Annotated in this window: 25 protein-coding genes; 13 read left to right on the top strand and 12 right to left on the bottom strand. The window is 70.1% G+C overall.

Annotated features, from left to right (window positions below):
• Positions 1–27 precede the first annotated feature (27 nt).
• The 6 genes from cobA to ACVFYP_RS16055 all read left to right on the top strand — a co-directional run bounded on the left by cobA (position 28) and on the right by ACVFYP_RS16055 (position 5250).
• Entirely contained in the window at positions 28–822 is a 795-nt protein-coding gene (cobA, locus tag ACVFYP_RS16080; RefSeq protein ID WP_499201195.1) for a uroporphyrinogen-III C-methyltransferase, read from the top strand.
• Positions 823–827: 5 nt separating this feature from the next.
• Complete coding sequence (locus tag ACVFYP_RS16075) at positions 828–2141, top strand: cobyrinic acid a,c-diamide synthase CobB (protein ID WP_499201194.1); 1314 nt, start codon at positions 828–830, stop codon at positions 2139–2141.
• Positions 2138–2788, top strand: coding sequence for a 5,6-dimethylbenzimidazole synthase (bluB, locus tag ACVFYP_RS16070; protein ID WP_499201193.1), 651 nt, complete (start codon positions 2138–2140; stop codon positions 2786–2788). Before ACVFYP_RS16075 ends, bluB begins: the two co-directional genes overlap by 4 nt.
• Positions 2789–2802: 14 nt before the next feature.
• Complete coding sequence (gene cobT / locus ACVFYP_RS16065) at positions 2803–3801, top strand: nicotinate-nucleotide--dimethylbenzimidazole phosphoribosyltransferase (protein WP_499201192.1); 999 nt, start codon at positions 2803–2805, stop codon at positions 3799–3801.
• Between the two features lie 133 nt (positions 3802–3934).
• Positions 3935–4687 (top strand): adenosylcobinamide-GDP ribazoletransferase, encoded by a 753-nt coding sequence (locus ACVFYP_RS16060; protein WP_499201191.1) that lies wholly within the window; start codon positions 3935–3937, stop codon positions 4685–4687.
• Entirely contained in the window at positions 4681–5250 is a 570-nt protein-coding gene (locus ACVFYP_RS16055; protein WP_499201190.1) for a histidine phosphatase family protein, read from the top strand. Before ACVFYP_RS16060 ends, ACVFYP_RS16055 begins: the two co-directional genes overlap by 7 nt.
• On the opposite strand, the gene ACVFYP_RS16050 is transcribed toward ACVFYP_RS16055, so the two are convergent.
• The gene (locus ACVFYP_RS16050; RefSeq protein WP_499201189.1) at positions 5227–6183 is read right to left on the bottom strand and encodes a LysR substrate-binding domain-containing protein; all 957 of its coding nucleotides are present in this window, start codon (positions 6181–6183) and stop codon (positions 5227–5229) included. The two genes, ACVFYP_RS16055 and ACVFYP_RS16050, sit on opposite strands and share 24 nt — an antisense overlap.
• Positions 6184–6316: 133 nt before the next feature.
• Between ACVFYP_RS16050 and ACVFYP_RS16045 the strand changes: the two genes are divergently transcribed.
• On the top strand, positions 6317–7219 hold the full coding sequence (locus tag ACVFYP_RS16045) for a CehA/McbA family metallohydrolase (protein WP_499201188.1): 903 nt from the start codon (positions 6317–6319) through the stop codon (positions 7217–7219).
• A gap of 12 nt (positions 7220–7231) precedes the next feature.
• Here the strand turns inward: ACVFYP_RS16045 and ACVFYP_RS16040 are convergent, their stop codons facing one another.
• Genes ACVFYP_RS16040 through ACVFYP_RS16020 form a run of 5 tightly spaced genes read right to left on the bottom strand, consistent with a single transcriptional unit; the run spans position 7232 to position 12362 of the window.
• Positions 7232–8032: an ATP-binding cassette domain-containing protein gene (locus ACVFYP_RS16040; protein ID WP_499201187.1), complete on the bottom strand. Its 801-nt coding sequence runs from the start codon at positions 8030–8032 to the stop codon at positions 7232–7234.
• On the bottom strand, positions 8029–9006 hold the full coding sequence (locus tag ACVFYP_RS16035; protein ID WP_499201186.1) for an ABC transporter ATP-binding protein: 978 nt from the start codon (positions 9004–9006) through the stop codon (positions 8029–8031). The genes ACVFYP_RS16040 and ACVFYP_RS16035 overlap by 4 nt, the downstream gene beginning before the upstream one ends.
• A gap of 10 nt (positions 9007–9016) precedes the next feature.
• Positions 9017–9871, bottom strand: a complete 855-nt coding sequence (locus ACVFYP_RS16030; protein WP_499201185.1) for an ABC transporter permease — start codon at positions 9869–9871, stop codon at positions 9017–9019.
• Positions 9868–10755, bottom strand: coding sequence for an ABC transporter permease (locus tag ACVFYP_RS16025; RefSeq protein ID WP_499201184.1), 888 nt, complete (start codon positions 10753–10755; stop codon positions 9868–9870). Before ACVFYP_RS16025 ends, ACVFYP_RS16030 begins: the two co-directional genes overlap by 4 nt.
• 50 nt (positions 10756–10805) lie before the next feature.
• Positions 10806–12362 (bottom strand): ABC transporter substrate-binding protein, encoded by a 1557-nt coding sequence (locus ACVFYP_RS16020; RefSeq protein WP_499201183.1) that lies wholly within the window; start codon positions 12360–12362, stop codon positions 10806–10808.
• A 175-nt stretch (positions 12363–12537) separates the two neighbouring features.
• Here ACVFYP_RS16020 and ACVFYP_RS16015 point away from each other — a divergent pair, with 175 nt between their 5' ends.
• The gene (locus ACVFYP_RS16015; RefSeq protein WP_499201182.1) at positions 12538–13095 is read left to right on the top strand and encodes a phosphonate degradation HD-domain oxygenase; all 558 of its coding nucleotides are present in this window, start codon (positions 12538–12540) and stop codon (positions 13093–13095) included.
• Positions 13096–13118: 23 nt separating this feature from the next.
• On the opposite strand, the gene ACVFYP_RS16010 is transcribed toward ACVFYP_RS16015, so the two are convergent.
• On the bottom strand, positions 13119–13907 hold the full coding sequence (locus ACVFYP_RS16010) for an ABC transporter ATP-binding protein (RefSeq protein ID WP_499201181.1): 789 nt from the start codon (positions 13905–13907) through the stop codon (positions 13119–13121).
• On the bottom strand, positions 13880–16687 hold the full coding sequence (locus ACVFYP_RS16005) for an ABC transporter transmembrane domain-containing protein (protein WP_499201180.1): 2808 nt from the start codon (positions 16685–16687) through the stop codon (positions 13880–13882). The genes ACVFYP_RS16010 and ACVFYP_RS16005 overlap by 28 nt, the downstream gene beginning before the upstream one ends.
• A gap of 305 nt (positions 16688–16992) precedes the next feature.
• Here ACVFYP_RS16005 and ACVFYP_RS16000 point away from each other — a divergent pair, with 305 nt between their 5' ends.
• Positions 16993–18672: a methyl-accepting chemotaxis protein gene (locus ACVFYP_RS16000; RefSeq protein WP_499201179.1), complete on the top strand. Its 1680-nt coding sequence runs from the start codon at positions 16993–16995 to the stop codon at positions 18670–18672.
• Positions 18673–18778: 106 nt separating this feature from the next.
• Here ACVFYP_RS16000 and ACVFYP_RS15995 read toward each other — a convergent pair whose 3' ends face one another.
• Positions 18779–19537, bottom strand: a complete 759-nt coding sequence (locus ACVFYP_RS15995; RefSeq protein WP_499201178.1) for a molybdate ABC transporter substrate-binding protein — start codon at positions 19535–19537, stop codon at positions 18779–18781.
• Positions 19538–19813: 276 nt separating this feature from the next.
• Between ACVFYP_RS15995 and ACVFYP_RS15990 the strand changes: the two genes are divergently transcribed.
• The 4 genes from ACVFYP_RS15990 to ACVFYP_RS15975 all read left to right on the top strand — a co-directional run bounded on the left by ACVFYP_RS15990 (position 19814) and on the right by ACVFYP_RS15975 (position 22904).
• Entirely contained in the window at positions 19814–19993 is a 180-nt protein-coding gene (locus ACVFYP_RS15990; protein ID WP_499201177.1) for a hypothetical protein, read from the top strand.
• A 114-nt stretch (positions 19994–20107) separates the two neighbouring features.
• Complete coding sequence (locus tag ACVFYP_RS15985) at positions 20108–20956, top strand: DNA-binding transcriptional regulator (protein WP_499201176.1); 849 nt, start codon at positions 20108–20110, stop codon at positions 20954–20956.
• A 43-nt stretch (positions 20957–20999) separates the two neighbouring features.
• A complete protein-coding gene (locus ACVFYP_RS15980) occupies positions 21000–21917 on the top strand; it encodes a DUF6282 family protein (protein ID WP_499201175.1) in 918 nt (305 codons plus the stop codon).
• Positions 21918–21947: 30 nt separating this feature from the next.
• Positions 21948–22904: a Bug family tripartite tricarboxylate transporter substrate binding protein gene (locus tag ACVFYP_RS15975; protein WP_499201174.1), complete on the top strand. Its 957-nt coding sequence runs from the start codon at positions 21948–21950 to the stop codon at positions 22902–22904.
• A gap of 92 nt (positions 22905–22996) precedes the next feature.
• On the opposite strand, the gene ACVFYP_RS15970 is transcribed toward ACVFYP_RS15975, so the two are convergent.
• The 3 genes from ACVFYP_RS15970 to ACVFYP_RS15960 are packed head-to-tail and all read right to left on the bottom strand — an operon-like array spanning position 22997 to position 25913.
• Positions 22997–24019 (bottom strand): Bug family tripartite tricarboxylate transporter substrate binding protein, encoded by a 1023-nt coding sequence (locus tag ACVFYP_RS15970; protein WP_499201173.1) that lies wholly within the window; start codon positions 24017–24019, stop codon positions 22997–22999.
• Positions 24012–24992 (bottom strand): Bug family tripartite tricarboxylate transporter substrate binding protein, encoded by a 981-nt coding sequence (locus ACVFYP_RS15965; RefSeq protein WP_499201172.1) that lies wholly within the window; start codon positions 24990–24992, stop codon positions 24012–24014. The genes ACVFYP_RS15970 and ACVFYP_RS15965 overlap by 8 nt, the downstream gene beginning before the upstream one ends.
• Before the next feature lie 48 nt (positions 24993–25040).
• Entirely contained in the window at positions 25041–25913 is an 873-nt protein-coding gene (locus ACVFYP_RS15960; RefSeq protein WP_499201171.1) for a beta-keto acid cleavage family enzyme, read from the bottom strand.

Raw genomic sequence — 25913 nt, 5'->3', positions numbered from 1 at the left:
CGGTAGCGCCAAGCGGGCCGCCGCGCCATGGCCATGAATACCGACGCCATCGCCGCCCTGCTTGCCCAGACACGCCGCATGGCGCCGGGCGAGGTCTGGCTGGCCGGCGCCGGCCCCGGCGACCCGGGGCTGCTGACGCTCGAAGTGCTGGCCGCCCTCGGCCAGGCCGATATCATCATCCATGACGCGCTGATCGAGGCCGAAGTGCTGGCCCTCGCCCGCCCCGGCGCCGAACTCGCCTTCGTCGGCAAGCGCGGCGGCCGCCCCTCCGCCCGCCAAGCGGAGATCTCGGCGCGGCTGGTGGCGGAAGCCCGCGCCGGGCGCCGGGTGCTGCGGCTGAAGGGCGGCGACCCCTTCGTCTTCGGACGGGGCGGGGAGGAAGCGGTGGCGCTGGCCGAGGCCGGCATTCCCTTCCGCGTGCTGCCGGGCCTGACTTCGGGCCTCGCCGCCATGACGGCGGCGACCATCCCGGCGACGATGCGGGAGACCAACCAGGCCATCATCCTGGCAACTGGCCATGCGGCGGAAAACGGCGGCGGGCTGGACTGGGCGGCGCTCGCCCGCACCGGCCAGCCCATTTTGCTCTACATGGCGACCCGGACGCTGCCGGCGATCGTCGCCGGGCTGATGGCGGGCGGGATGGCACCGGAGACGCCGGCCGCCGTGGTGGTGGGGGCGACGACGCCGGACCAATCCGTGCTGCTCACCCGGCTGGATGCGCTGGCGGGGCTGGACATCCCCTCCCCAGCCATCATCGGCATCGGCGCCATCGTGGCGGTGCGGGAACGCCTGCTGGCCCATGCCAGCCGGCTGCTGGCCTGACCGGGATGCGCGGGCTGGTGATCGCGGCGCCGCGCTCCGGCGCCGGCAAGACCACGGTGACGCTGGGGCTGCTGGCGGCGCTGGCGGCGCGCGGCGTGGCGGTGCGCGCCGCCAAGATCGGTCCGGACTACATCGACACCGCCTTCCACGCCGCCGCCACCGGCCGCCCGGGGCTGAACCTTGATAGCTGGGCCATGCCCGCCGCGCTGCGCGACGCTTTGCTGGCGGAGGCCGCGAACGGGGCCGATCTGCTGCTGGCGGAGGGCGCCATGGGGCTGTTCGACGGCATTCCAGGGCCGGAGGGGCAGCGCGGCTCGGCGGCGGATCTCTGCGCGCGGCACGGGCTGCCGGTGCTACTCGTGCTGGATGTCGGCGGCCAGGCGCAGACCGCCGCCGCCGTGCTGCGCGGCTTCGCCACCCACGACCCGGCCGTGCGCATCGCCGGGGTGATGCTGAACCGCGTGGGCAGCCCGCGCCATCGCCGCTTGGTGGAAGAGGCGATGGCGCCGCTCGGCATCCCGGTGCTGGGTGCCATTCCGAAGGAGGCGCCGCCGGCCTTGCCGGAACGCCATCTCGGCCTGGTCCAGGCGGAGGAACACCCGGCTTTGGCCGCGGCGCTGGCGGCACTCGCTGCCATGGCGGAGGCGCACCTGGACCTGGACGGCATCCTGGCCGCCGCCGCGCCGCTCCACCTGCATGCCAGCCGGCCGCCCGTGGCGCTGCGCCCGCCTGGGCAACGCATCGCGCTGGCCCGCGATGCCGCCTTCTCCTTCGTCTACGGCCATGTGCTGGCGGGCTGGCGCGCGGCGGGGGCCGAGATTCTTTCTTTTTCGCCGCTGGCGGATGAAGCGCCGCACGACTCCTGCGACGCCTGCTGGCTGCCCGGCGGCTATCCGGAGTTGCATGCCGGGCGGCTGGCCGCGGCGGGGCGCTTTCGCGCCGGGCTGGCGCATTTCGCGGCGACACGGCCGGTGCATGGCGAATGCGGTGGCTACATGGTGCTGGGCGCCGGGCTGACCGACGCCGTGGGCCAGGACCACGCCATGACCGGGCTGCTGTCGCATGGCACCAGCTTCGCGAAGCGCCGGCTGCATCTCGGCTACCGCCGGGCGCGGCTCCTGGCCGAGGGGCCGCTCGGCCCGGCGGGGCGGCAACTGCGCGGCCATGAATTCCACTACGCCACCGAGGTCGATCCCACCCGCGACACGGCCTTCGCCCTGCTGGCCGACGGCGAGGGGCGCGACCTTGGCCCGGCCGGCGGGCAGCGCGGGCTGGTCTCCGGCAGCTTCTTCCACATGATCGCGGCGGAGGAGCCGTGACCGCGCACCCGGCCCAGCCCTTCGAGACAGCGACCTTTGCGGAAGGTTTCGCCGCGCTGCTGCATTGGCGGCGCGATGTTCGCCGCTTCCGACCCGACCCGGTCCCGCCGGCTTTGGTCACGCGGCTGCTGGAAGCCGCCATCCTCGCTCCCTCTGTCGGGCTGTCGCAGCCCTGGCGCTTCCTGCGCGTCGAAAGCGCCGCACGCAGGGCCGCGATCCGCGCCGAATTCAAGGCCTGCAACATCGAGGCGGCCGCGATCTATGCCGATGCGCGGGCCGCACAGTATCGCGCGCTGAAGCTGGAGGGGCTGGCCGAGGCCCCCGTCCATCTCGCGGTCTGCATGGACTCCGCCCCGCGGAGCGGCCATGGCCTGGGGCGGCAGACGCAGCCGGAGACGCTGCGCGATTCGGTGGTCTGCGCCATCCACACGCTCTGGCTCGCGGCGCGAATCGAGGGGCTTGGTGTCGGCTGGATCTCGATCCTTCGGCCGCACATCGTCGAGGGCATCCTGGATGTGCCACCGAGCTGGCGGCTCGTCGCCTATCTCGCCATCGGCTGGCCGCAATCCAGCGCCGATGAACCCGAGTTGGCGCGGCAGGGCTGGGAAAGCCGGCACAGCCTCGAGACCTGCGTGGAGGTGCGATGAGAGGAACGCGACCGTTGATTGACGCGCAAGCCCGTCTCGACGCACTGGCCAAGCCGCCCGGCAGCCTCGGCAGGCTGGAGCGCCTGGCCGCGCGGCTCGCCACCACCCAGCGCCGGCTCGATCCGCGCACCCGGCCGCGCCGCCTGGTGGTCTTCGCCGGCGATCACGGCGTGGTGGCGGAGGGGGTGGGGCTTTGGCCCTCCGCCGTGACCGGGGCGATGATGCGGCTGATGCGCGAAGGGCGATCCTCCGCCAGCGCGCTGGGCCGGGCGGCGGGGGCGGATTTCCTGCTGGTGGATGCGGGGTCCTGCACCGAGGGCATGGCGCCGGGGCCCGGCTTCCTCGATGCCCGCATTGGGCACGGCACGGTGAGTTTTGCCCAGGGCCCGGCGATGAGCCCGGCGCAGTTCGACGCTGCCTGGGCGCTCGGCGCGCGCATCGCGGCCGAAGCGGCGGCGGAGGGTATCGCCGTGCTGGCGCTGGGCGAGATGGGCATCGGCAATACCACCGCCGCCGCCGCGCTTGGCGCGCTGCTGACCGGGGCGACGCCGGAGGCGATGGTCGGCCCCGGCGCCGGCGCCAATCCGGAGACACTGGCCCGCAAGCGGGCCGTGGTCGCCGCCGGCGTTTTGCGCGCCCGCGCGGAGGCCGATCCGCGCGCGGCCATCGCGGCGGTCTGTGGTTACGAGATCTCGGCGCTGGCGGGCTGCATCGCGGGCTGCGCGCGGCTTGGCGTGACGGTGGTGCTGGATGGGTTGATCGTCGGCGCCGCGGCGCTGGTGGCGCAGCGCCTGGTGCCCGGCGCGCTAGAGACGGCAATCGCCGCGCATGTCGGCGCGGAGCCGGGCCATGCGCAGATGCTGGAGGTTTTGGGGCTTGAGCCCTTTCTCGACTGGGGCCTGCGGCTGGGTGAGGGCAGCGGCGCGGCGCTGCTGTTGCCACTGCTCGATGCCGCCGCAGCGCTGCTGACCGAGGTGGCGACGCTGTCTGATATCGGCGGACCGGTCTCTTGACCGGTCTGAGCGCCCGAATGGGCGCCGCGGCAAGTGCCGCGCAGCCAAGGAAACCGGAGGTTTCCGCCCGGCGATTGAGGGGCCCTGGAGCGGTCACGCGAAAGGGCCGTTGGTATAAGGTGATGGGCGGGTGATGCGGGACTGGGCCCAGCCCGCGGCGCTGGCGCTGCGCTTCCTCAGCCGCCTCTCGCCCCCCGGCGAGGAGATGGCGCGTTTTGAGCGCGACCTGCCGCGCGCGCTGGCCTTCTTCCCGCTGGCGGGCGCGCTGCTCGGCGCCATCACGGCGCTTGTGCTCTGGGCGGCGGCGCTGGTGTTTCCGCTGTATCTCGCCGTGCTGGTCGCGCTGGCCTTCGACGCCTGGCTGACGCGCGGGCTGCATGAGGATGCGGTGGCCGATCTCTGCGACGGGCTGGGGGGCGGCCGCACGCCGGAAGATGTGCTGCGCATCATGAAGGACAGCCAGATCGGCGCCTTCGGCGCGCTGGCCCTCGGCTTCGCGGTGGCGCTGCGCGCGGCGGGAATGGTGGCGCTGGAAGATCCAGGGCGGGCCATGATGGCCCTGGTGGTGGCAGGGGCTGCCTCCCGCCTGCTGATGCTGGCGGTGATGTGGCAAGTGCCGGCGCTGCCCGGGCTCGGCGCAAAGGTGGCGGGGGCGATGGATGGGCGGCGCTTCGCCATGGCGCTGCTGCTGGCGGCGCCGGTGCTGCTGGCGGGTGTCTGGGTCGCGCCAGCGGGGATGGCGCTGGCCCTGGGGGCCGGGCTGGGCTTCCTGGCCTGGTACCGCGCACTGCTGCTGCGCCGGCTGGGCGGCAGCAATGGCGATGCGATGGGCGCGGCCGCCTATGCCGGGCTGGTCGGCACCACCTTGGCGCTGGCCGCATGGTGACGCTGCTGCGCCATACGGCGGTGGCCGCGCATTGGCGCGGGCGCTGCTATGGCGCCAGCGATGTGGGGCTTTCCGCCGAGGGCCTAGCTGCGGCCCGCGCGCTGGCCGATACGCTGCCCGTGGCAGGGGTCACGCGCCTCCAGTCCTCGCCCTTGCGACGGGCTCGCTGCCTCGGCGGGATGCTGAGCCGCCGCCTCGGCCTGCCGCTGGAGATCGTGCCCGCCTTGCGGGAGCGCGATTTCGGCGCATGGGAAGGCCGGCGCTGGGACGCGATTCACGCGGAGGAGGGCGATGCCATGATGGGCATGATCGACGCGCCCGACAGCTTTCGGCCCGGCGGTGGCGAGACCACGGCGGAGCTGGCGCAGCGCGTGCTGGCCTGGTTCGAGGCCCTGCCCGCGGGGGGCGTGCTGGCCGTGACGCATGGCGGGCCGGTGGCGGCGCTGCGAGGCAGGCTGGCAGGGCTGCCCGCGCGGGACTGGCTCGGGCTGGTGCCGGCCCTTGGCGAAGCCGTGTGCCTGCCGGATGGGCGCCATGGCTCAGGCGTCAGGACGGAGCCGTGACGCGCCTTCGTACGGCTTGGTCGCGCATCGCCCCGCTTCGATGAAGGCCTCGACAGCGGGCAGCTCCAGGGATTCCGGCAAGGCCACGGCATAGACGCCGCCGCTGATGGACGGCGCCTCGATCGGCACGGCGACCAGGCGGGTATCCTCCCCCAGCTCCCCGTCCAGCACGACGCCGATGCCGATTCCGGCGGCGATCGCCTCCCGCGCCGCCTCACGGCTGCCGACTTCGAGCCGGACCTGCGGCGACAGGTTTCGTGACGCCAGCGCGCGCTCCAGCATCAGCCGTGTCATCGAGCCCGGCTCGCGCAGCACCAGCGGCCCCGCCGCGACCCGTTCCAGCGAGATGCTCGTCGGCGCGGCGCCCCGGGGCATGCAGGCCACCAGCCGCTGATCCGCCAGCTTCGTGCAGGCCATCCCCTCCACCGGATCGACCAGCGTGATCACCGCGACCTCGATTTCGCAGCCGGCTACCGCCTCCAGCAACCCGGCGGTGTTGCCCAGGCGGGTGCGGAGCCCGATGCCCGGGTGATCGCGCAAGAAGGCCGCGATCATCGGCATGGCGAAGAAGGGGGTCGAGAAGCCGATCGCCAGGCTGCCGCGGCTGAGCCCGCGAAAGGCGCTGATGGAGCTCTCCAGCTCCTGCATGCGGCTCAATACCAGCCGCGCCCGCACCAGCATGTCACGCCCGGCATCGGTGAGCAGAAGGCGCGGCCGGCGATGCAGCAGCAGCGTGCCGCAGGCGCGTTCCAGCCCTGCCAGAGTGACCGAGATCGTGGGCTGGCTCAGGCCAAGATGTTCGGCCGCGCGGGAAAGGCCGCCGCCGTCCACCACCGCGACGAAGCAGCGCAGCGCGGCCAGGCTGATCCGCCCTTCCCGCCGCTCGGCCGGCGCGTCGTTGTGCAGGGCATCGTTCCCGGGCGCCTCAGCCATCGTCACGCATCGACCATGTCGCCATCATCAAGCTGTCACCCATTGTCTTAGATAAATACATCATACTTCGATCAATTATAGAAAAATTCTATGGAGCACGGCGACACCGCCCTGCCCCGACGCGGAGACCATGATGCAGACCGACCCCACCTTCGCCGCGCCCGGCCACTTCCTCAAGGGCAATATCCACACCCATTCCAACGTCTCCGACGCCCGCCTCAGCCCGGCGGAGGTCTGCGCCACCTATCGCGCGGGCGGCTACGACTTCATGGCGCTGACCGATCATTTCCTGGCGAAGTTCGGTTTCCCGATCGTCGACACGCGGCCCTTCCGCACGCCCGGCTTCACCACCCTGCTGGGCGCGGAGGTGCATGCGCCCGCCACCTCGCTCGGCGAGATCTGGCACATTCTCGCGGTGGGCCTGCCGCTGGATTTCGCGCCGACTGCGCCCAGCGAGACGGGCGCGGAGCTCGCCGCGCGCTGCCTTGCCGCCGGAGCCTTCGTCGGCATCGCGCATCCAGGCTGGTATGCGCTGTCGGCGGCCGATGCCAACACGCTCCCCGGCGCGCATGCGGTGGAGATCTACAACCACACCACGCAGCTGCGCACCGATCGCGGCGATGGCAGCCACCTGGCGGACCAGTTGCTGGCCGAGGGGCGGCGCATCAGCCTGATCGCCGTCGATGACGCGCATTTCCACTGCCCCGACTGGTTTGGCGGCTGGGTCATGGTGAAGGCCACGGAGAATGAGCCTGAGGCGCTGCTGGCCGCGCTGAAGGCCGGCCACTTCTATGCCACGCAGGGCCCGCGGATCGAGGGCATCGCCTGGGGCGCGGACAGCGTGGAGGTGCAGTGCTCGCCCGCCTCCAGCGTGATGGTGCTCGGCCATGGCTCGCGCGCCGCGCAATCCGTCGCGCCCTTGCAGACGCGCGTGAGCCTGCCGCTCGGCAAGCTGCGGGAGCGTGGCTTCGCCCGCATCGTGGTGGCCGACGCGCAGGGACGGCGCGCCTGGTCCAACCCGTATTTCTTCGGCTGACTCGGGACGGCCTCAAACCGCCGCCGCCAGCGCCAGGGGCGGTGGCGGCACCGCGGCCAGCAGGTCGCGCGTATGGGGGTGCCGCGGGCCCCGCAGCAGGGTCGCCCGGGGCGCATCCTCGACAATCCGACCGGCCTGCATGACCAGGATGCGGTCGCAGCAGGCGGCGACGGCGGCGATATCGTGCGAGACCATCAGCAGCCCGATGCCGCGCGCCGCGCGCAGGCGGTTCAACAGTCCCAGCACCTGCGCCCGCACCGAGACATCCAGCGCCGAAACCGGCTCATCGGCAAACAGGAAGTCGGGCGCCAGCGCCAGGGCCCGCGCGATCGCCACGCGCTGCTTCTGCCCGCCCGACAGCTCATGCGGCCGGCGCGCCGCGAAGCCGGCATCGAGCCCGACATCCGCCAGCAGCCCCGCCACCAGCGCGGCACGCTCGGCCGGGGTGCCGAGACCATGAATGTCGAGCCCTTCCCGCACCAGCCGTGCCACATCCCAGCGGGGATCGAGCGAGGCGGTGGGGTCCTGCTGCACGATTTGAAGCGCGCGCCGCACGCCGCGCCGGTCCCTGGCCAGCGCCGCGCCAAGCGGCTGGCCACGATAGCGCACCACCCCGGAGGAAGGCGGGATAAGGCCGAGCAGCAGCCGGCCCAGCGTGGATTTGCCGCTGCCCGATTCCCCGACGATGCCCACCGACTCCCCGGGCATCAGGCGCAGGCTGACATCGGCCACCGCCGTGACGCCGACCTGGCGACGCAGCAGCCCGGCGCCGAAGCGTCGTGTCAGCCCAACCGCTTCCAGCAGCGGCGTCATGCGGCCATCAGGTGGCAGGCGGCGCCACGGTCGGGCGACAGGGCGCGCATCGGCGGTGGCGCGCCAACGTCGCAGAGTCCCGGGCTCGCCAGAAGGCAGCGCGGGTGGAAACGACAGCCCTGCGGTGGATGGCGCGGATCGGGTGGCGTGCCGGGCATCTCCTCGGCCGGCAGCGCCTCGCCCCGCGTGAGGTCAAGGCGCGGCACGGCGGCCAGCAAAGCGCGCGTATAGGGATGTGCTGGACGAGACAGCAGCGCCGCGACGGGGCCGGTCTCGATCACCCGCCCGCCATACATCACCGCGACCCGGTCCGCGACCTGCGCGACCACGCCGAAATCATGCGTCACCAGCAGCATGGCGAGCCCATGGCTGCGCCGCAGCCCGGCCAGCAGCGCCAGCACGCGCGCCTGCACCGTCGCATCCAGCGCCGTGGTCGGCTCATCGGCGATCAGCAGGCGCGGCCGGCAGGCCATGGCCAGCGAGATCAGTGCGCGCTGGCGCATGCCGCCCGATAGTTCGTGCGGATAGGCGCGCGCCACCCGCGCCGGATCGGGCAGGCCCATCTCGGCCAGCAGCGTGATCACCCGATCGGCCACCGCACCGCCCGACACGCCATCATGCAGCGCCACCGCCTCCCCGATCTGGCGACCGATGCGCAGCACGGGGTTGAGCGCCGTCATCGGCTCCTGGAACACCATGGCAAGGCCGGGGCGCGCGGCGGCGCGGAGGAGATCGCCCTTCCCGTCCCAGATCGCGCTGCCCTCCACCCGCGCGCGCGCGCCGTCGCCACCTGGGCCGAGCACGCCCATGAGGGCGAGGGAGGCGACGGATTTGCCGCTGCCGCTCTCGCCCACCAGGGCCAGAATCTCGCCGGGGGCAACGTCGAAATCCGCGCCATCCAATCCGCGCACAGGCCCAAAGGGCGTGTCGAAGGTCACGGCCAGGCCGCGCACCGAGAGCAGTGGCGGAGTCATGCGCCCGGCCTCATGCCCGCGGATCCGCGCGGTCCCGCAGCCAGTCGCCGATGGCCTGCACGCAGAGCGTCAGGGCCAGGATCACCAGGGTCGGCACCACGACCACCCAGGGCGCCGTCAGCATCTGGTGCCGCCCCTCCCCGATCATGCGCCCGAGCGTCGCCGTGGGGGGCTGCACGCCGATACCGAGGAAGGACAGCGAGGATTCCAGCAGCAGCACCGCCGGCAATCCCAGCGTGAACTGCACCGCGAGCGGTGCCGCCAGATGCGGCATGATGTGCTGGCGCAAAACCCAGCCCGGCCCCGCGCCCAGCGCCAGCGACGCCTCCACAAAAGGCCGCTCGCGCAGCGACAGCACCTGGCCGCGTGCCAGCCGCGCGTAATTCTCCCACCCTGCCAGGCTGACCAAGGCGATCAACACCCAGGTCGAGGTTCCGAACACCGCGAGGCCCAGCAGTACCAGCAGCAGATAGGGCAGCGCGATCTGCGCATCGACGATCACCATCAGCGCCGTCTCGACCCGCCCGCGCAGATAGCCGGCGAGCAGGCCGATGCCGGTGCCGATCAGGCAGCCCATCACCGAGCCGATCAGCGCGATGCCGAGCGAGGTGCGCAGGCCGTGCAGCGCGCGCGATGCAAGGTCCCGGCCAAGCTGGTCGGTGCCAAACCAGTGGGCGGGATGCGCGCCCTCGAAGCCCAGCGGTGGGCGCAGCCGGTGCAGCAACTGCGTGCGGTCCGGGTCGAAAGGCGCGATCCAGGGCGCCGCCAGGGCGGCGATCAGCAAGCTGGCCGCCGTGGCCAATGCAAGCGCGATCGGCCAGGGGATTCGCGGCGCGACGCGGCGCAAGGTGGCGGCGGCGCTCATGCCTCCGCCATCCGAGTTGCGCCGCCGCGGCGGATGCGCGGATCCGCCACGGCATAGAGCGCATCGACGCCGAGATTGATGACCACCACGACCAACGCATAGGCCATGACGCCGAATTGCAGCACCGGATAGTCACGCAGCTGAACGGCACCGACGAAGGTCTGGCCGATGCCGGGCAAAGCGAAGACCGTCTCGATGATCAGGCTGCCATTGATCAGCCCGTTGAGTTGCAGGCCCATGATGGTCAGCACGGGCAGCGCGGCGTTGCGCGCCACATGGCCCCAAAGCACGCGCGAGCCGGAAAGGCCGGTGGCACGCGCGGTGCGCACATGATCCTGGCCCATCACCTCCAGCATCTCGCCGCGCAGGAAGCGCACCACGGCGGCGACCAGCCCGGCGGCCAGCGTGACCGTGGGCAGCACGTAGTGCCAGGGCGTGTCGCCGCCGACCGATGGCAGCCAGGACAGCGCCAGGCCGAAGACCAGCACAAGGATGATCGCCAGGACGAAATGCGGCACGGCATAGCCGAGAAAGGCGACGCCCATCGCGATGCCACCCCAGATACGCCCGCGCCGCACCGCCGCCAGCACGCCCAGCGGCAGCCCGAGTGCGAGCGTCAGCGCGAAGGCCGAGACGGCCAGGCCGAGTGTCGAGGGCAGCGCCTCCGCATACAGATCGATCACCGGGCGGCGCTGCGCGATGCTGACGCCAAAGTTCCCCGATGCCAGCGCCCCGACATAGGCGGCGAATTGCGCCGGCAGCGGACGGTCGAGCCCGAACTCGGCGGAGAGCTCGGCGCGCTGCTCGGCGGTCAGGCCATCGTCGTAGAGGTAGTCGAAGGGATTGCCCGAGATGCGCGCGCCGGCGAAGGTCACCACCAGCACGAGCAGCAGCGTGACGCCGGCCCGCGCGAGCCGTCCCGCGAGGAAGCCGATCAGCTGACGCTCACCAGGCCAGCGCGGAAGGGAAGCTGGTAGGGCCGCACATTATGCGGGATCTCCCAGGCGATATTGGCGCGCATCGCATAGGCCTCGGCCGGCTGATACAGCAGCACCCAGGGCACCATCTCCGTCTCTGTCAGGATCACCAGGCGGCGATAGGCGTCACGCCGCGCCTGCGGGTCGGTGCCGAAGCGCACCGCGTCATACAGCGGCTGGTAGGCGGGGAATTTCTCCGGGGCGAACCATTTGTCGCGCGTCACCCAGGACGCCTGCGCCCAATGCGTGTCAAAGGCGCCGAGCATGTCCGGGTAGTAAAGCGGGTTCGACCAGTCGCGCGTGAAGAACTGGCTGCTGTCCTGGCCGAAACCCTCGATCACCTGCAGCCGCGCACGGAAGCCGACATCCTTCCACATGTCGAGCACCGCCTGCGCCCCCTGATCGCCATAGGTGTAGTAGGCGGATTGGAACGACAGCACGATCTCCGCGCCATTATAGCCCGCAGCGCGCATCAGGCGCCGTGCCTCGCTGGGGTCGTAGGGAAGCAGGTTCAGATCGTTCAGGTAGTCATGGTCGGCGAAGCCGCGGAAGTAGTGGCCGCGCGGCGCATGCGCCTTGCCGCCCCACAGCGCGGCGGCCAGCGCATCGCGGTCGATGGCGAGGTTCATGGCGCGACGGATGCGCGGATCGGCGATCTCCGGCCGGTTCATGTTCAGCACATAGAGGAAGAACATCGGCCAGGTTGTCTCGACCAGGCGCAGTCCGCGCCGCCCTCGGATCGGCGCCTGCTGGTCGGGCGGGATGGAGACGATGAAATCGACATCGCCATTGAGCAGCGCGGTCACGCGCGGCGCCATTTCCGCCACGCGGGTGAAACGCACGCGGTCCAGCGGCGCGGCGGGGCCCCAATGATCGGGGAAACGCTCCACCGTCAATTCGGCATTGGGGCGAAAGCTGCCGACGCGATAGGGCCCGCTGCCGGCCGGGGCCTGCGCGGCACGGTCGAGGCCGATGGCCTCGGCCTGCTCCTTGGACGCGATGCCCGCATTGCGGCAGGACAGCAGCGCCTCGACCAACGGATCGGGCCGGTGCGTCACGATGCGCACCGTCATCGCATCCTGCTTCTCGATGCGGGCGAAGTTGGAGAAATAACGGCCGTTATTGCCGCGATAGCGCGCATCGGTCGGTGCGAACACGCGCTGGAGCGAGAACACGACGTCATCGGCATCCATCAGCGTGCCGTCATGCATCCGCACACCTTCGCGCAGGCGGAACTCCGTGACCGTGGGGGAGAGCTGGCGCCATTCGGTGGCGAGCCCGGGCAGGTAGCGCGGCGTGACGCTGCGCGTGTCGATCTCGACCAGCGTGTCGCAGAGGCAGTCGAGGAACTGGGCCGTGTTGTTGCCGGTCTCAGCCTGGAAATCGAGGGTGCGGGTGTGGGTCTGCACACCGACGCGCAATTCACGCGGGTTGGCCATGGCGGGCATCGGCAGGGCGGAGGCCAGGGTGCCGGCGGCGGCAGCGGCCATCAGGTCGCGGCGAGCAAGGGACATGGGCGGAACTCCCGTTTCGTGGCGACCTTGCCGATGGCCTGGCGGTGGAAATGGCTGGCGCTGATCCATAGGATCGATCTATATCTAGATACTGCGACATGCATAAATCAAATGACAGGATGATGACGACGCCCGACGCTGCCGGGCCAAGCACTGCCTGCAAGGAATCCCCACCATGACTGAAGCCGCTGACATCATCGCCGAGATCCGCCAGCTGCTGGAGCAGAAGGCGAATGGCCGCTACGGCCTGACGCTGATCAACCAGCAGCAGCATGCGCTGCAGGCGGCGACACTCGCGGAACGCGAAGGTTGCGGCGATGCGCTGGTCGTGGCGGCCCTGCTGCACGATATCGGCCATATGGTGCACGACCTCGGCGAGAACCCGGCCGATGCCGGCATTGACGACCGGCATGAGGAGCTGGGCCATGCCTGGCTGGTCAACCATTTCGGCCCGGAGGTGACCACGCCCGTGCGGCTGCATGTGGCCGCCAAGCGCTATCTCTGCGCCGTGGAGCCGGACTACTTCGCCAAGCTCTCGCCCGACAGTGTGACGAGCCTCGCGCTACAGGGCGGCCCGATGTCGGCCGAGGAGGTCAAGGCTTTCGAGGCCTTGCCGCACAGCGCCGAGGCGGTTCGGCTGCGGCGCTACGATGAGAAGGCCAAGGTCAAGGGTCTGGAGACGCCCGCCATCGCGCATTTCCTGCCCGCGGTGGCGCGCTGCCTGATGCCATAGCAGCGCGGGCGGTCTCCGGTTGGTCATTCCGCCGCTTCGGCCGTCTGCCAGGCGATCAGCCGTGCATAGGCGCCGCCTTTCGTCGCCAGCACGGCATGCGAACCACTTTCCACCACCCGCCCCTGCTGCATCACGATGATGCTGTCCGCGTTGCGGATGGTGGACAGGCGGTGGGCGATGACCAGCACGGTGCGGTCCTGCATCAGCGCCTCCAGCGCGGTGCGGACCTGTGCCTCGCTGATCGTGTCGAGATGCGAGGTCGCCTCGTCCAGCACCAGCACCGGCGCGTCCTTGAGAAAGGCCCGCGCGATGGCGATGCGTTGGCGCTGCCCGCCTGAAAGCTGGACGCCGCGCTCGCCGACCGGCGTGGCGAGCCCCTCCGGCAGGCTGGCGACGAAGTCCGACAGCGCGGCCCGCTGCAATGCCAATTGCAGCTCGGCCGCCGTCGCCTCGGGCCGAGCGAGGCGGATATTCGCCTCCAGCGTGTCGTTGAACAGGTAGGTGTCCTGCGCCACCAGCGCGATGTGCTGGCGCAGCCCGTCCAGCGACAACCCGCGCAGATCCACCCCGTCCAGCGTGATGCGGCCTGCATCGGGGTCCCAGAAACGCAGCAGCAGGCTCGCGACCGTGGACTTGCCAGCGCCGGACGGACCGACCAGCGCTATGGTGCGTCCCGCCGGGATGGACAGGTCCAATCCTGCGAGCGCCGGCCGGTTCCGACCGGGATAGGTGAGGCCCACTTCCTCGAAGGCGACGGCGGACCCACCCGCCGGGCGCGCCGGGATCAACCGGCCATCGGCGACCTGCGGCACTTCACGTTCCACCACCCGAAGACGGGGGTGGAGGCGATGGTGTCGGCGAGTTGGCGCCCCACCTGCGCAATCTCCGACACCGGCAGGAAGGCGGCGATGGCGAGCAGTATGGCCACCGGCAACAGCCCGGCCGGCAGCGTCCCCTGTGCCACCAGCAACGCCCCCACCGCGGCGACGGCAATGCCGCCCAGCCCGGTGGCGACTTCCAGCCCGGCGGCGGCCCGCGCCTGGTCGTCCAGCAGCGCGAGGCGATGGCGCTGATAGATGGCGATTCGTTCCAGGAACCCCTCCCGCCGCGCGGGCACCGCGCGGAAGGCGAGCAGGTCGCCCAGCCCTTGGATCGTCTCCGTCACATGCGCGCCAATCGCGCCCAGCGCGGCCCGCCCGGCCGTCCCCAGCCGGTCGATGCGCGCCCGACCGCGCATCGGCGAAAGGGCCGCGAACAGCAGGAAAGGCAGCAGCGCGACGGCCAGCGGCCAAGCCATCACGGCAAGCACCCCGAGCACCGACAGCGGCAGCAGCAGCGCCACCACGGCCGGGCCAACGGTGTGCGCGTAGAAATACTCCACTGTCTCGACATCGATGGTCGCGAGGGTAACGAGATCGCCCGAACGCCGGCGCATCAGATAGGCCGGGCCCAGCCGGTCCAGCCGCGCGAAAAGGTCGATGCGCATCTCGGCCAGCAGTCGATACGCCATATCGTGCGCGAGCCAGGATTCCAGCCAGTGCAGCAGCCCCGCCACGGGAGCCACGATCAGCAGCGCAATGGCCAGCCAGATGGTTGGTGCGTTGTCGCGCAGCGCGGCGATCAGCAGCGCGCCCAGCACGCCTACGCCAATGAAGGCCGTGACGCGGCCGATGCCGAGCAGCACCACCATGGCCATCTTGCCGCGCCAGGGCAGGATGTGGTGCAGCAGGCTCGCCAGCGTCTCCCGCCAGCCGATGGCGGCGGCCTCGGCCCCGATCTCGATGGGCGGCGGGCCGCCGGCCTCGGCTGGCGCCGCAGGGCCGGCCGCCTGGTCCAGGCGATCCGGGATCACGGCGGTGCCACGCTCGGCGGCCTGCCCGCCCATCAGGCGGCGATAGATGCCGTCCTGGCGGATCAGCGCGGCGTGGGAGCCGCTTTCCACCACACGCCCGTGGTCGAGCACCAGGATGCGGTCGGCGCCGATGACGCTCGACAGGCGATGCGCCAGGATCAGCGTGGTGCGACCCTGCATCAGCCGGTCGAGCGCCTGCTGAATGACCGCCTCGTTCTCGGCATCCACGGCGGAAAGCGCCTCGTCGAGGATCAGGATGGGCGCGTCGCGCAGCAGCGCACGGGCGATGGCCAGGCGCTGGCGCTGGCCACCGGACAGGCGCGCACCGCGCTCGCCGATCACCGCCTCATAGCCGCCGGGCAGCGCCGCGATGAAGTCATGCGCATTGGCGGCGCGGCAGGCGGCCTCCATCTCCGCCTTGCTGGCGTCGGGCCGGCCGAGGCGGAGGTTCTCGGCCACCGTGCCGTGGAACAGCGTGGCGTCCTGCGCGACGATCGCCACCTGGGCGGCGATGCTCGCGGGATCCAGCCCCGCGACGTCCTGCCCGCCGATGGTGATGCGCCCGGCCTGTGGGTCGTGCTGACGCAGCAGCAGCCGCAGAATCGAGGATTTGCCGGCGCCGCTCGGCCCGACGATGCCCACCCGTTCCCCGGCCGCGATGGCGAAATCCAGCCCATCATGCGCCGCGGCGCGCCCGCCCGGATAGGCGAAGCGCACGCCTTCAAAGGTGATGGAGGGCCGGGGACCGTCGCCACCGAGGCGCAGTTCCGTCCCGCCCGGCGCCACGGTCGGCTGCGCATCAAGCAGGGCATTGATGCCGATGGCTGCCGACTGGCCGACCATGCCCTGGTGCAGCACGGAACGCAGGTCGCGCAACGGGCGGAAGATCTCGGTGCCGGCCATCAACACGACCAGCAGCGCTTCGAGGCTCATCTCCCCCGCGCTGACACGATGCGCGCCGAGGATCAGCGCGATCGCCGCCCCCAGCGCCATGCCGGTGTCGGTGATGCCGCGGGTCAGCACGCCGAGGGCCAGCACCCAGAAGGTACTCTGGTACAGCGCGCGCGCCTTGGCGGCGAGCTTCTCGCCATAGGAGCGGCTCTGGCCGAAGGCCTGGAGTGTGGGCAGGCCCTGCACCGCGTCGAGGAATTCGCTGCCGAAGGCCTTGAAGGAAACCTGGCGGGCCAGCGCGGCGCGCCGGTCGGCGCGATGCACCAGCACGGGCAGCACCAGCGTGAGCAGCGCCGCGGCCAGCAGCACCAGCGCCACGGGCACGTCCCACCAGGCCATGAAGAGGAAGATCGCGACCGGCGCGCAGGCGGCGATGGCGAGTTGGGGCATGTACTGGCCGAAGAAGGTCTGCAACTGCTCGACGCCATCGACCATGGAGAGCATCACGCCGCCGGTACGCTCGCCGGCGAACCACGCCAGGCCGAGCGCGGCGATGCGGTCGAACAGCATGGCGCGCAGCCGGCCCTGCACCGCCGCCGCCGCCCGGTTTGCCTGAACCGCGCGCATCTGGTCGAGCGCCGCGCGGATCAGCACGGCAATCACCGCCCCGCCAAGCGGCCAGGCAATGGCGGCCGCATCCGCCCCCGCGAAGACCCGCGCCAAGGCAATACCGAGGAAGGCGAAGCGGGCAATGCCGGCGGCCAGCGCCAGCAGGCCGAGCAGCACGCCCCGGGCCATGGCGAGCCGCAATCCCGCCGTCAGGCGCCAGAGGCGCAGATCGAAGTACATGACAGATGCTCCCCGGTGCCCGGGACTCCGTCGGCACCGCCCTCGGCAGGCTGATGCAACTCGTTCGCCCCGAGAACGTCCCACGAAAACCTTCGACCGACGGCTGAGAGCCGGCCGCACAACTCCCACCGCTTTACGCCGGCCCCCACCAATCGGTTGGGATTATGGACCCGGCCGGCCTGGGGCGAGAGCGGTCCCGTGCGGATTCGCGCACCCAGCACCCCGCGCCTCGCTAGCAGGATGTTAATGGGCCGGCTGATAGACCGAGAAGCCCCCATCCGAGACCCACAGACATGCTCCGAACCTTGAACCACGTCAGCCTGCGTAGCAAGGTTATCGGCGCATTCGCGCTGGTTGTCGTCGGCGTGCTTGGCCTGGGCGCTTTCGCGGTCGACCGGCTTGCTGCCGTTGAAGCCGTGGCGGCGGACCTGCGCGACAATTCGATGCCATCGATCACGCTGCTCGGCAATATCTCGACCGAGCTTGAACGGATCAGGGGCAACTACGCGGCCCGCGTCGCGGCGGTGACACCTGAACGCCGTCAGGCCTACCTCGACGGTACGCGGATGGCGAAGCAGCGGCTCGAAGCCGGTCTCGCCGAGTATCTTCCCCTGGTGACCAGCGCGGAAGAGCGGCAGCTGGCCATGGCGATCACCGCAGGCTGGGCCGAGTTGCTGAAGGCGGAGGCGACCTTCGACCAGGCAATGGCGGCGGGCGACATAGCTCTGGCGCAGCGGCTCAGCGACACCACGGTGCGTGCGGCGGTCACCGCTTTGCGCACGCCGCTCAACACCAACATTGAATTCAACGCCCAGGAAGGCAAGCGCACGGCCGATCGCGGTCGCGACCTTGGCGCTTCGGCGCATCGCTGGATCCTGATCGCCATCGGCGCGATGGGTCTGTTCTGCGCCTTGTGCGGCGTCGCCCTGGTGCGCGGCATCTCCATCCCGATCACCCGGATGACCACGGCGATGCGCCGCCTCGCCGAGCGTGACATGGCCGTCACCATTCCCGGGACCGAGCGCGGCGACGAGATCGGCGGCATGGCCGCGGCGGTGGCCGTGTTCCGCGACAGTATGCTGGCAGGCGATCGCATGGCCTCTGAGCAGGCCGCGGATCGCGCCGTCAAGGAACAGCGCGCCGCACTGCTGGAGCGCCTGGTGCGTGACTTCGAAGCCCGCGCCGCGGAGATGGCGCGTATCCTGGGTACTGCCTCGGCAGAGCTCGAGGACACGGCCCGGACGATGGGCCATAGCGCCGGTGAGACCAGCACGCAGGCCGGGTCGGTCGCCAATGCGGCGAGCACCGCCAGCAGCGGCGTGCAGACCGTGGCCGTGGCCGCCGAGCAGCTGACCGCCTCGATTGGCGAAATCAGCCGGCAGGTCGCACAGGCGAGCGGTGTAAGCCGCCGCGCCGTCGAGGATGCACAGCGCACCGACGCCACGGTCCGCGCGCTGGCGGAGTCCGCCAGCAAGATCGGCCAGGTCGTCGGGCTGATTACCTCGATCGCCGGACAGACCAACCTGCTGGCGCTGAACGCGACGATCGAGGCGGCGCGAGCTGGCGATGCCGGCAAGGGCTTCGCCGTGGTCGCCGGCGAGGTGAAGAGCCTGGCCGAACAGACCAGCAGGGCCACCGGTGAGATCGGCGCCCAGATTGCGGCCATTCAGGCGGCGACCCAGGAAGCAGTGCGCGCCATCAGCGGCATTGTCGGCACCATCGGCGAGATCAGCGGCATCACCGTCGACATTGCCGCCGCTGTCGAGGAGCAGAGCGCAGCCACAGGCGAGATCGCCCGCACGGTGCAGCACACGGCGGAAGCGACGGCGGTCGTGACACTGAACATCACCGGCGTCAGCCGGGCCGCCGGCGAGACCGGCGAGGCCGCCGGTAAGGTGTTGACGGCGGCTGGGGATCTGGCCCGGCAGGCGGACCAGCTGACCGCGGAAGTCGGCAGCTTCGCCAGCGGCGTGCGTGCCGCCTGAGCCGAAGTGGCGAAAGGCGCCCGCGGCAGCGGTCCCGGTGGCGCTGCCGTTGTCGCTGCCGCGGCATCGCGCGACCCGTCGGCGCGAACAGCCCCCCGGCCCGGGGCTAGTTCAGGCGACGAAACCCGATCCGCTCGAATGCCGCCTTGGCCGCTTCGCCCTGGAACAGCGCCAGCAACTGCCGTGCCTCGTCGCCGTCCTGCACGATCGCCGCCCGGTATTCCGTCCACAATTGCAGGGCGTCCGGCAGCAGGCCGACCAGTTGCACACCCGGCCGGTCGATCACTTCGGTGGCCTGGCTCACCGCCAGCGCAATCTCACCGCGGCTTGCCATTTCCACCCCGACCACGCCAAACGGCACCAGCCGCAGTTTCGGGCGCATGGCCTCTGCGATGCCGAGCTGATTGAGCACGGCCATGAAGTGCTGACCCGCGGTGGCGCCGCGGGCCGGGTCGGCGACAGCGAGGCTGTCCGTCGCGAGTAGCGCCGCGCGAAGTGCGTCCACGGTGCTGATATCGGGCGCCGGCCGACCGGCAGGTGCGGCCAGCGCCACGCCGGTCCGGCCAACCGAGCTGACGCCATCGGCCCGCACCAGGCCGCGCTGCACCAGCGTCTCGATGGCCGCGGCACTTAGGAGAGTCAGTGCCGGGCGCTCACCCTGCAGGATGCGGTCGCGCAGCGCGCCAACCGTGTCGAAGCTGGCATCCGGTACCGGGCGGCCGGCGCTGCGCAACATCGCCTGGAGTTCCTCGACCGCGTGCTTCACCGCGCCGGCGGCGTAGATCGGCGTCGGCACCGGCTGCGAACGTACCGTCATGGGTGCCAGCAACCCGGCTGCGACCAGCGTCCAGCGACGTGTGAACATGGCAATGATCCCTGATGTAACGGTTAGCTAGCACGGCCAGTAGCAGCCCCGCGAGCACCTTGTCCGTCGTCATCGACCCCGCCTTCACCGGCGCAAAGGCTTCGGTTCCCGCGCAGGGGTTCCGGCCGATGACCTGCGCAACAGACCCGGTGCCGAATCACGGCAATAGCAGCGGTCCGGCACGGTTCAGCGACGAACTACGTCGCGATCTGTCCGTTCAGCATTGTGGCGAGGCAAATATCGCCATGCACCTACAACACGGAGGAGGTAAACAAGATGGCAAATTCTGGTGGCGATCCCGCAGCCAACACCGACAACATCGCCAAGGAGCCGGAGAAGGCCGCGCATGTCGGCCGCATCGGCAACGCGCATCAGCCGGGCGAAGGCGTCCCCACGTCCAGCAATGGCAACTTGGGGAAGGGCGTCCCCGGGGCGAAAGATCCGAAGAAGGCGTAACTGCCGGGCCGGGAGGCCGGACCGGTTCCGCGGACCCACCGACCAAGTCAGCAGCGGGATGCCCCGTCGGGCCGGCATGTTGCGGAATGCCAGGAACGGCATGAGCATGCTGCCATGCCATCCTACAAAGCCGTGCAGTCGGTATTGCGCGCCCTCACCGTACTCGAGGAGCTCAACCGCCACCGCACCGTCAGCATCGCCGAGCTGCACCGGGCCACGGGCCTGCCCAAGTCGACGCTGGTCCGATTGCTGGAAACGCTGGTGGCCGCCGGCTACGTCACCAGCGGCCGGAGGTTGGAGGGCTATCAGGTCACCTCACGGGTCACCAAGCTCAGTGCGGGCTATCACGGCGGTCCGCTGGTCGTCGAAGCGGCACGCCCCTTCGCGATCCGTCTGACACAGCGGCTGAAATGGCCCGCAGCGATCGCGGTGCTGCAGCAGGACGCCATGGTGATCTGCTTCAGCACGATCCCCGACAGCCCCATGGCGCCCATCCATTCGACAGTCGGGCTGCGGCTTAGCCTGGTGGGACGCGGGCTCGGCCGTGCCTATTTAGCATTCTGTCCGGATGACGAGCGGGAACTTCTGCTTCGTATGCTGGCCACGCGACCAACGGGGGAAGACAATCCGCCCGACCTGATGGCGACAGCGCGCGCGGCGATCGCGACGGTGCGCCGCCAGGGATTCGCCGAACGCGACCCTCAGGCGGAGCCGCGCAATTCCAACACCGTCGCGCTACCCGTGCGGGAGAAGGATCGCGTCGTGGCGACCATGGGGATCGGCTTCTATCGATCGGCGGTTACCGAGGCGATGTTGCGCGACGACATCCTGCCGGAATTGCGCGCCGCGGTGCGCGCAACGGAGCGCCGGCTCACCGCCCTACGCGGCCAGCTAGCCGCCACCGATGTTTCATCAGGTGAAATAGCCCACATCGGTCCATCCCGCCCAAGCACGCCGCGTTAGCCTCCCCCATCGCCGCACCAAGTCGGCCACGGGGGAAACCAGGATGCATACGCCAACCCTTGATAGGGATGCCGAGGTCACGGCACTGCTGGTCGGCGCTGTCGACCTTCACTGCCATAGCGGACCGGCCGCCATGCCGCGCATCCTCGACCATCACCAGGCGCTGCTGGACTATGCCGCGGCCGGGTTCCGGGCGTTGGTCTACAAGGATCACTTCTATCTTGGCGTCGCCCACGCCGTGATCCTCGAGAAGTTGTTCCCCGATCTGGGCGTGAAGCTGTTCTCCGGCATCGCGCTCAACAACGCTTCGGGCGGCATCAACCCCCATGCCGTCGACCATGCGATGGCGATGGGCGCGAAGATCGTCTGGATGCCGACGCTCTCCGCAGCAAACCACATCGGGCAGCTCTCAGGCCAGGGCAAGACCTTCCCGAAGACCGCGCGCAAGATGCTCGACGCCATCCCGCTGCGCGCCACCGACGCCAATGGCCCGGTGAGCGATGCAACGAAGCAGGTATTGGACCTCATCGCCGAGGGGGACGCGATTCTGGCCGGTGGCCATCTCGACGCCGCCGAGATGATCAAGGTGTTCGAGGAGGCCAGGCGCCGCGGCGTGACCCGCATGCTGGTCAATCATCCCGGCTATCTCGTCGGCGCCAGCGACGATCAGATCCGCGAGATGGTCGCGATGGGCGCGTATATCGAGCACTCCATCTGCATGTGGGTCGGCGGCAAGACGCGGTTCACGCCGGCGGACATGCTGCACATGATCGAGGTGGCGGGGGTCGACCGCACGATCCTCGGCTCCGACCTCGGCCAGCAGGGCGCGCCGATGCCGATCGACGGCTTCCGGGGCATGGTGCGGCTGCTGCTCGACCAGCAGGTGTCCAAGGCCGACATCCGCAAGCTGGTCGCAACCAATGCCGCTGCGATGCTGGGCCTCGAACCCGACGCCGCCTGAGCAGACACGCACCACAGGGAGGATAACAGCATGAACAGACGTCAACTGGGCGGCCTGACCGCCGCGCTTGCGCTGGCGCCCACGGTCCGCGTCGCCGCGCAGGTGCGGGAGAGCGCCTGGCCCAACCGCCCCATCCGAATCATCGTCGGCTTCGCCGCCGGCGGCGTGGCCGACACCATGGCCCGGCTGATGGCGCCGAAGCTGGCCGAGGCGCTGCGCCAGCCGGTTGTGGTGGACAACAGGCCGGGCGCCAATGCGGTGATCGCCGCGGAGGCCACGGCACAGGCAGCGCCGGACGGACACACGATCATGCTGTCGGCGGAAACGCTGGCGGTCTCGCCGTTCCTGGTGCCTAACCTGCCCTATCGTCCGCTGTCGGACTTCGCCTTCGTGACGCAATGCGGCTACTTCGACCACGTCGTGATGGTCGGGCGGAATTCGCGCTTCCAGACCCTGGACGAGGTGATCGCCGCCGCCCGCGTGCAGCCGGACCATATCACGGTCGGCGCCATCGGAACGCTGCGCGTCGACAAGCTGCGCGTCCAGGGGCCTCTGCCGGTCGAGCCGGTTGCCTTCCGCACCACGCCCGAATTGCTCGCCGCGATCGCGAATGGAACGGTGGATGCCGGCATCGACGTGATCGGCCCGACCTTGCCATTGATCCAATCCGGCTTGCTGCGCGCCCTGGCCACAACCGGGCGTCAGCAGTCATCGATCCTGCCGCAGGTACGCCCCGCCGTCGCCTTCGGCCTCGGCTATGTGCATACGAGCTGGAACGGGATCATCGGGCCGCGAGCACTGCCCCAAGCCATCATCGAGCGGCTCAATAGCGAGTTCCACGTCATTCTCCAGCAGCCCGATGTTATCGGGCGCTTCACCGGCATGGGGGTGACGCCACGCTACGGCACGCCCCAGGCCTTCGCGGAGCTGATGCGTGATGAGGTGGAGGTGTGGAAAGCCATCCTTCCACTGCTATCCCCGGCGTAGCCGGCCGGGCTCGCGGCCTATTCGGGAAGCCGAGCCAGGACCCGGCTGCATCGCACGCGACCAGCTGCCGTCAATCGAGGCGGCAGCATCTGTCAGTTCTGAAGGCCGGCTTCCGTGATGACCTTGCGCCAGTTGACGGTATCCGCCGCAAGCAGCGAACGCACATCGGATGGTCCGCCACTTTCCGCCGTCAGGCCGATGCGCGCCATGCGCGACTGGTATTGCTGATCGCTGGTCACGCTGTTGAGCGCGGCGGCGATCTTCTCGACCACCGACGCAGGCGTCCCAGCCGGGGCAAACAGCGCCATCCACAGCACCGCCTCGAAGCCTGGAAGCGTCTCCGCGACGGTTGGAACGTCCGGCAGATTGGCCAGGCGTTCCCGGGACGAAATGGCCAGCGCCCGCGTCTTGCCTTCCTCCAGGGAGGGCATGGCCTCCACCGGTGACTGGAAGTTGCAGTGGATGCGGCCCGCCTGCAGGTCGAGCAGCCCCTCCACCCCGCCCCGATTAGGCACCGCCGTCATCTCGATCCCGGCCCGCTGGCACAGCATCTGCATCGCGAGATGAACGACGGTGCCGACGACGCCGCCATAGTTGAGCTTACCCGGGTTGGCCTTCGCATAGGCGATGAACTCCGGCAGCGTCCTCGCGGGCACGCCGGGGAAGACATGGAACACGAAGGCGCCGCGGTACACCATGCCGACCGGCGCCAGCTCCGTCTGAGGGTCGCGGGGAGTCAGCCGCGGCTGCAGCGTCGGATTGATCGCAAGCGAACTGGTGCCCGCCAGAAGCGTGTAGCCGTCAGGCCGGGCCTGCGCGACGAGGGTGGAGGCGATGGAGGTCGCGCCGCCAACGCGGTTCTCCACCACCACGCGCTGACCGATGGCGTCGCCGAGCCGATCGGCCGTCAATCGCGTCGCGATGTCGGTCTGTCCACCGGCCGCATAGGCGTTGACGATGGTGAGCGGGCGCGAAGGGAAGGCATCCTGCGCCTGAGCCGGCAGCGCCGCGAAGGGCAGGCTGCCGAGAAGGGCGCGACGGCCGATGTAACTGGGCATGTCCGTTTCCTCGATTTCTGTGTCCGGGCTCGCGCCCCTGCGCAGGCAGCTAGCCAACGGCACCGCCGGCCCGCGCAATGATCGGCTTGTAGCGTTCGATCTCCGAAGCGGTGAACGCGGCCAGGTCCTGCGGCCCGCCATATTCGATGCGCGTCGCGCTATCCGACATGGCGCTCTGCAGCTCGGGGTCCGCCAGCGCGCGACGCGTCGCCTCGGCCAGCGTGCTCGTGCTTTCGGCGGGCAGGCCAGCGGGACCATACAGGCCGAACCACGATGTAAAGACGATATCGGGATAGCCAAGCTCGACCATCGTCGGCAGTTGAGGCAGCCATGGAGAACGCGTCTTGCCCGTGGTGGCCAGGGCGACCAGGGCACCTGATTCGATATGCGGCTTCAGCGTGAGATAGGGGTAGAAGCTCAGTGACACCACGCCGGACAGCAGGTCCGCGAAGAGCTGGCTGTTGTTGTAGGGCACATGCGTCATGCTGAAGCGCGCCGCCGCCTTGAAGGTCTCCCCGGCGAGATGCGCGCTGGCGCCGGCGCCTGGCGAGCCGAAGTTCAGCCGGTTCGGATTGGCGCGACCGTATTGCACCAGCTCCTCGACCGAGCGTGCCGGCACGCGTGCATTCACGACCAGCACCGAATCCTGGCTGACGAGCCGCGCGATCGGCGTGAAGTCCCGCCGTGGATCGTAGCGGATATCGCGGTAGAGGCTGATATTCACCGCCATCGTCTGGTTGTTGCCGAACAGCATGGTGTAGCCATCGGGACGGCTGCGGGCGACCAACTCCGTGCCGATCATCCCGCTCGCGCCTGGGCGGTTATCCACGATGATGCGCTGGCCGAGGATGCTGCTGACGCGTTCGCCGATTTGTCGTGCCAGAAGATCCGTGCCTGTCCCCGGGCCATAGGCCACGACCCAGGTGATCGGACGCGAAGGGTAAGCCTGGGCGAAGGCGCGCTCCGCGGCCAGCGTGGCGAGGGGCAGGCCCGCGCCAATCTGGCCGAGCCGACGACGTGTGATGGTCATGGTGTTGTTCCTTCCCATTTGTCGCGGCTTCAGTGGCCGCTTCTTCAACTATCGTCTGGTGAGGCCGAGTATCTCCCGCGCTTGCTGGACACTGGCGACCGCGCCGCCCAGTGCATCGAGCACGCTCGCGGCCTTCTCCACCAAGGCTGCATTGCTCGGTGCCAATACGCCCTTGCGGATGAATACGTTGTCCTCCAGGCCGACGCGGACATGGCCGCCCAGCAGCCAAGCCTGTGCCAGCATCGGGTATTCCCACCGGCCGACGCCGAAGGCGCTCCAGCGCGCGCCTGGCGGGAGTTGGGAGGCAAGGTAGGACATGGTCGCGGCGTTGGCCGCGGCGCCGTATTTAATGCCGAGGCAGAGCTGGACGAAGGGGTCGGGCGGCAGCGTGCCATCGGCCAGAAGGTCCTTGGCCAGCTGGAGGTCGCCGCTGTCGAAGCACTCCAGCTCCGGCTTCGTGCCTGCCTCGCGGATCAGCTTCGCCATGATGCGCAGGTTCTGCGGTGTATTGATCACCACCGAGGTGCCCGAATACATGGTATTGAAGTCGAGGCTGCAGATGTCGGGCTTCAGCGCCACCACATGCTCCACGCGGCGTTCGGGATGCATCAGCGTGGTGCCTGGCGCCGCCACCTTCGGATCCTCCGCGCTCGGCACGAAGCGCTGGCCGGGGCCGGTGGTCAGGTTGATCAGCACATCGGTGCCGCTGTCGCGGATGCGCTCCACCACCTCGCGGTAATGGCTGAGCTCCATCGAGGGTCGGCCATCCGGATAGCGCACATGGATATGCACGATCGCCGCTCCGGCGCGCGCCGCATCGATGCAGGCGGTCGCGATTTCCTGCGGCGTGCAGGGCAGTTCGGGATGGTTCGCCCGGGTGGTGATATTGCCGGTGACGGCGCAGGAGATGATGGTCGGCAT

Source organism: Roseomonas sp. F4 (genome assembly GCF_053891155.1).
This window is presented reverse-complemented; position numbering and strand designations above follow the sequence as displayed.

Bases quoted from the DNA above. Each gene is read 5' to 3' on its own strand.
- ACVFYP_RS15960 (WP_499201171.1), bottom strand. From the start codon at position 25,913: ATGCCGACCATCATCTCCTGCGCCGTCACCGGCAATATCACCACCCGG.
- ACVFYP_RS15985 (WP_499201176.1), top strand. From the start codon at position 20,108: ATGCCATCCTACAAAGCCGTGCAGTCGGTATTGCGCGCCCTCACCGTA.
- ACVFYP_RS15990 (WP_499201177.1), top strand. From the start codon at position 19,814: ATGGCAAATTCTGGTGGCGATCCCGCAGCCAACACCGACAACATCGCC.
- ACVFYP_RS16030 (WP_499201185.1), bottom strand. From the start codon at position 9,871: ATGAGCGCCGCCGCCACCTTGCGCCGCGTCGCGCCGCGAATCCCCTGG.
- ACVFYP_RS16005 (WP_499201180.1), bottom strand. From the start codon at position 16,687: ATGTACTTCGATCTGCGCCTCTGGCGCCTGACGGCGGGATTGCGGCTC.
- ACVFYP_RS16020 (WP_499201183.1), bottom strand. From the start codon at position 12,362: ATGTCCCTTGCTCGCCGCGACCTGATGGCCGCTGCCGCCGCCGGCACC.
- ACVFYP_RS15980 (WP_499201175.1), top strand. From the start codon at position 21,000: ATGCATACGCCAACCCTTGATAGGGATGCCGAGGTCACGGCACTGCTG.
- ACVFYP_RS15975 (WP_499201174.1), top strand. From the start codon at position 21,948: ATGAACAGACGTCAACTGGGCGGCCTGACCGCCGCGCTTGCGCTGGCG.
- ACVFYP_RS16015 (WP_499201182.1), top strand. From the start codon at position 12,538: ATGACTGAAGCCGCTGACATCATCGCCGAGATCCGCCAGCTGCTGGAG.
- ACVFYP_RS15965 (WP_499201172.1), bottom strand. From the start codon at position 24,992: ATGACCATCACACGTCGTCGGCTCGGCCAGATTGGCGCGGGCCTGCCC.
- ACVFYP_RS16045 (WP_499201188.1), top strand. From the start codon at position 6,317: ATGCAGACCGACCCCACCTTCGCCGCGCCCGGCCACTTCCTCAAGGGC.
- ACVFYP_RS16075 (WP_499201194.1), top strand. From the start codon at position 828: ATGCGCGGGCTGGTGATCGCGGCGCCGCGCTCCGGCGCCGGCAAGACC.
- ACVFYP_RS15995 (WP_499201178.1), bottom strand. From the start codon at position 19,537: ATGTTCACACGTCGCTGGACGCTGGTCGCAGCCGGGTTGCTGGCACCC.
- ACVFYP_RS16050 (WP_499201189.1), bottom strand. From the start codon at position 6,183: ATGGCTGAGGCGCCCGGGAACGATGCCCTGCACAACGACGCGCCGGCC.
- ACVFYP_RS16040 (WP_499201187.1), bottom strand. From the start codon at position 8,032: ATGACGCCGCTGCTGGAAGCGGTTGGGCTGACACGACGCTTCGGCGCC.
- ACVFYP_RS16055 (WP_499201190.1), top strand. From the start codon at position 4,681: ATGGTGACGCTGCTGCGCCATACGGCGGTGGCCGCGCATTGGCGCGGG.
- cobA (WP_499201195.1), top strand. From the start codon at position 28: ATGGCCATGAATACCGACGCCATCGCCGCCCTGCTTGCCCAGACACGC.
- ACVFYP_RS16035 (WP_499201186.1), bottom strand. From the start codon at position 9,006: ATGACTCCGCCACTGCTCTCGGTGCGCGGCCTGGCCGTGACCTTCGAC.
- ACVFYP_RS16060 (WP_499201191.1), top strand. From the start codon at position 3,935: ATGCGGGACTGGGCCCAGCCCGCGGCGCTGGCGCTGCGCTTCCTCAGC.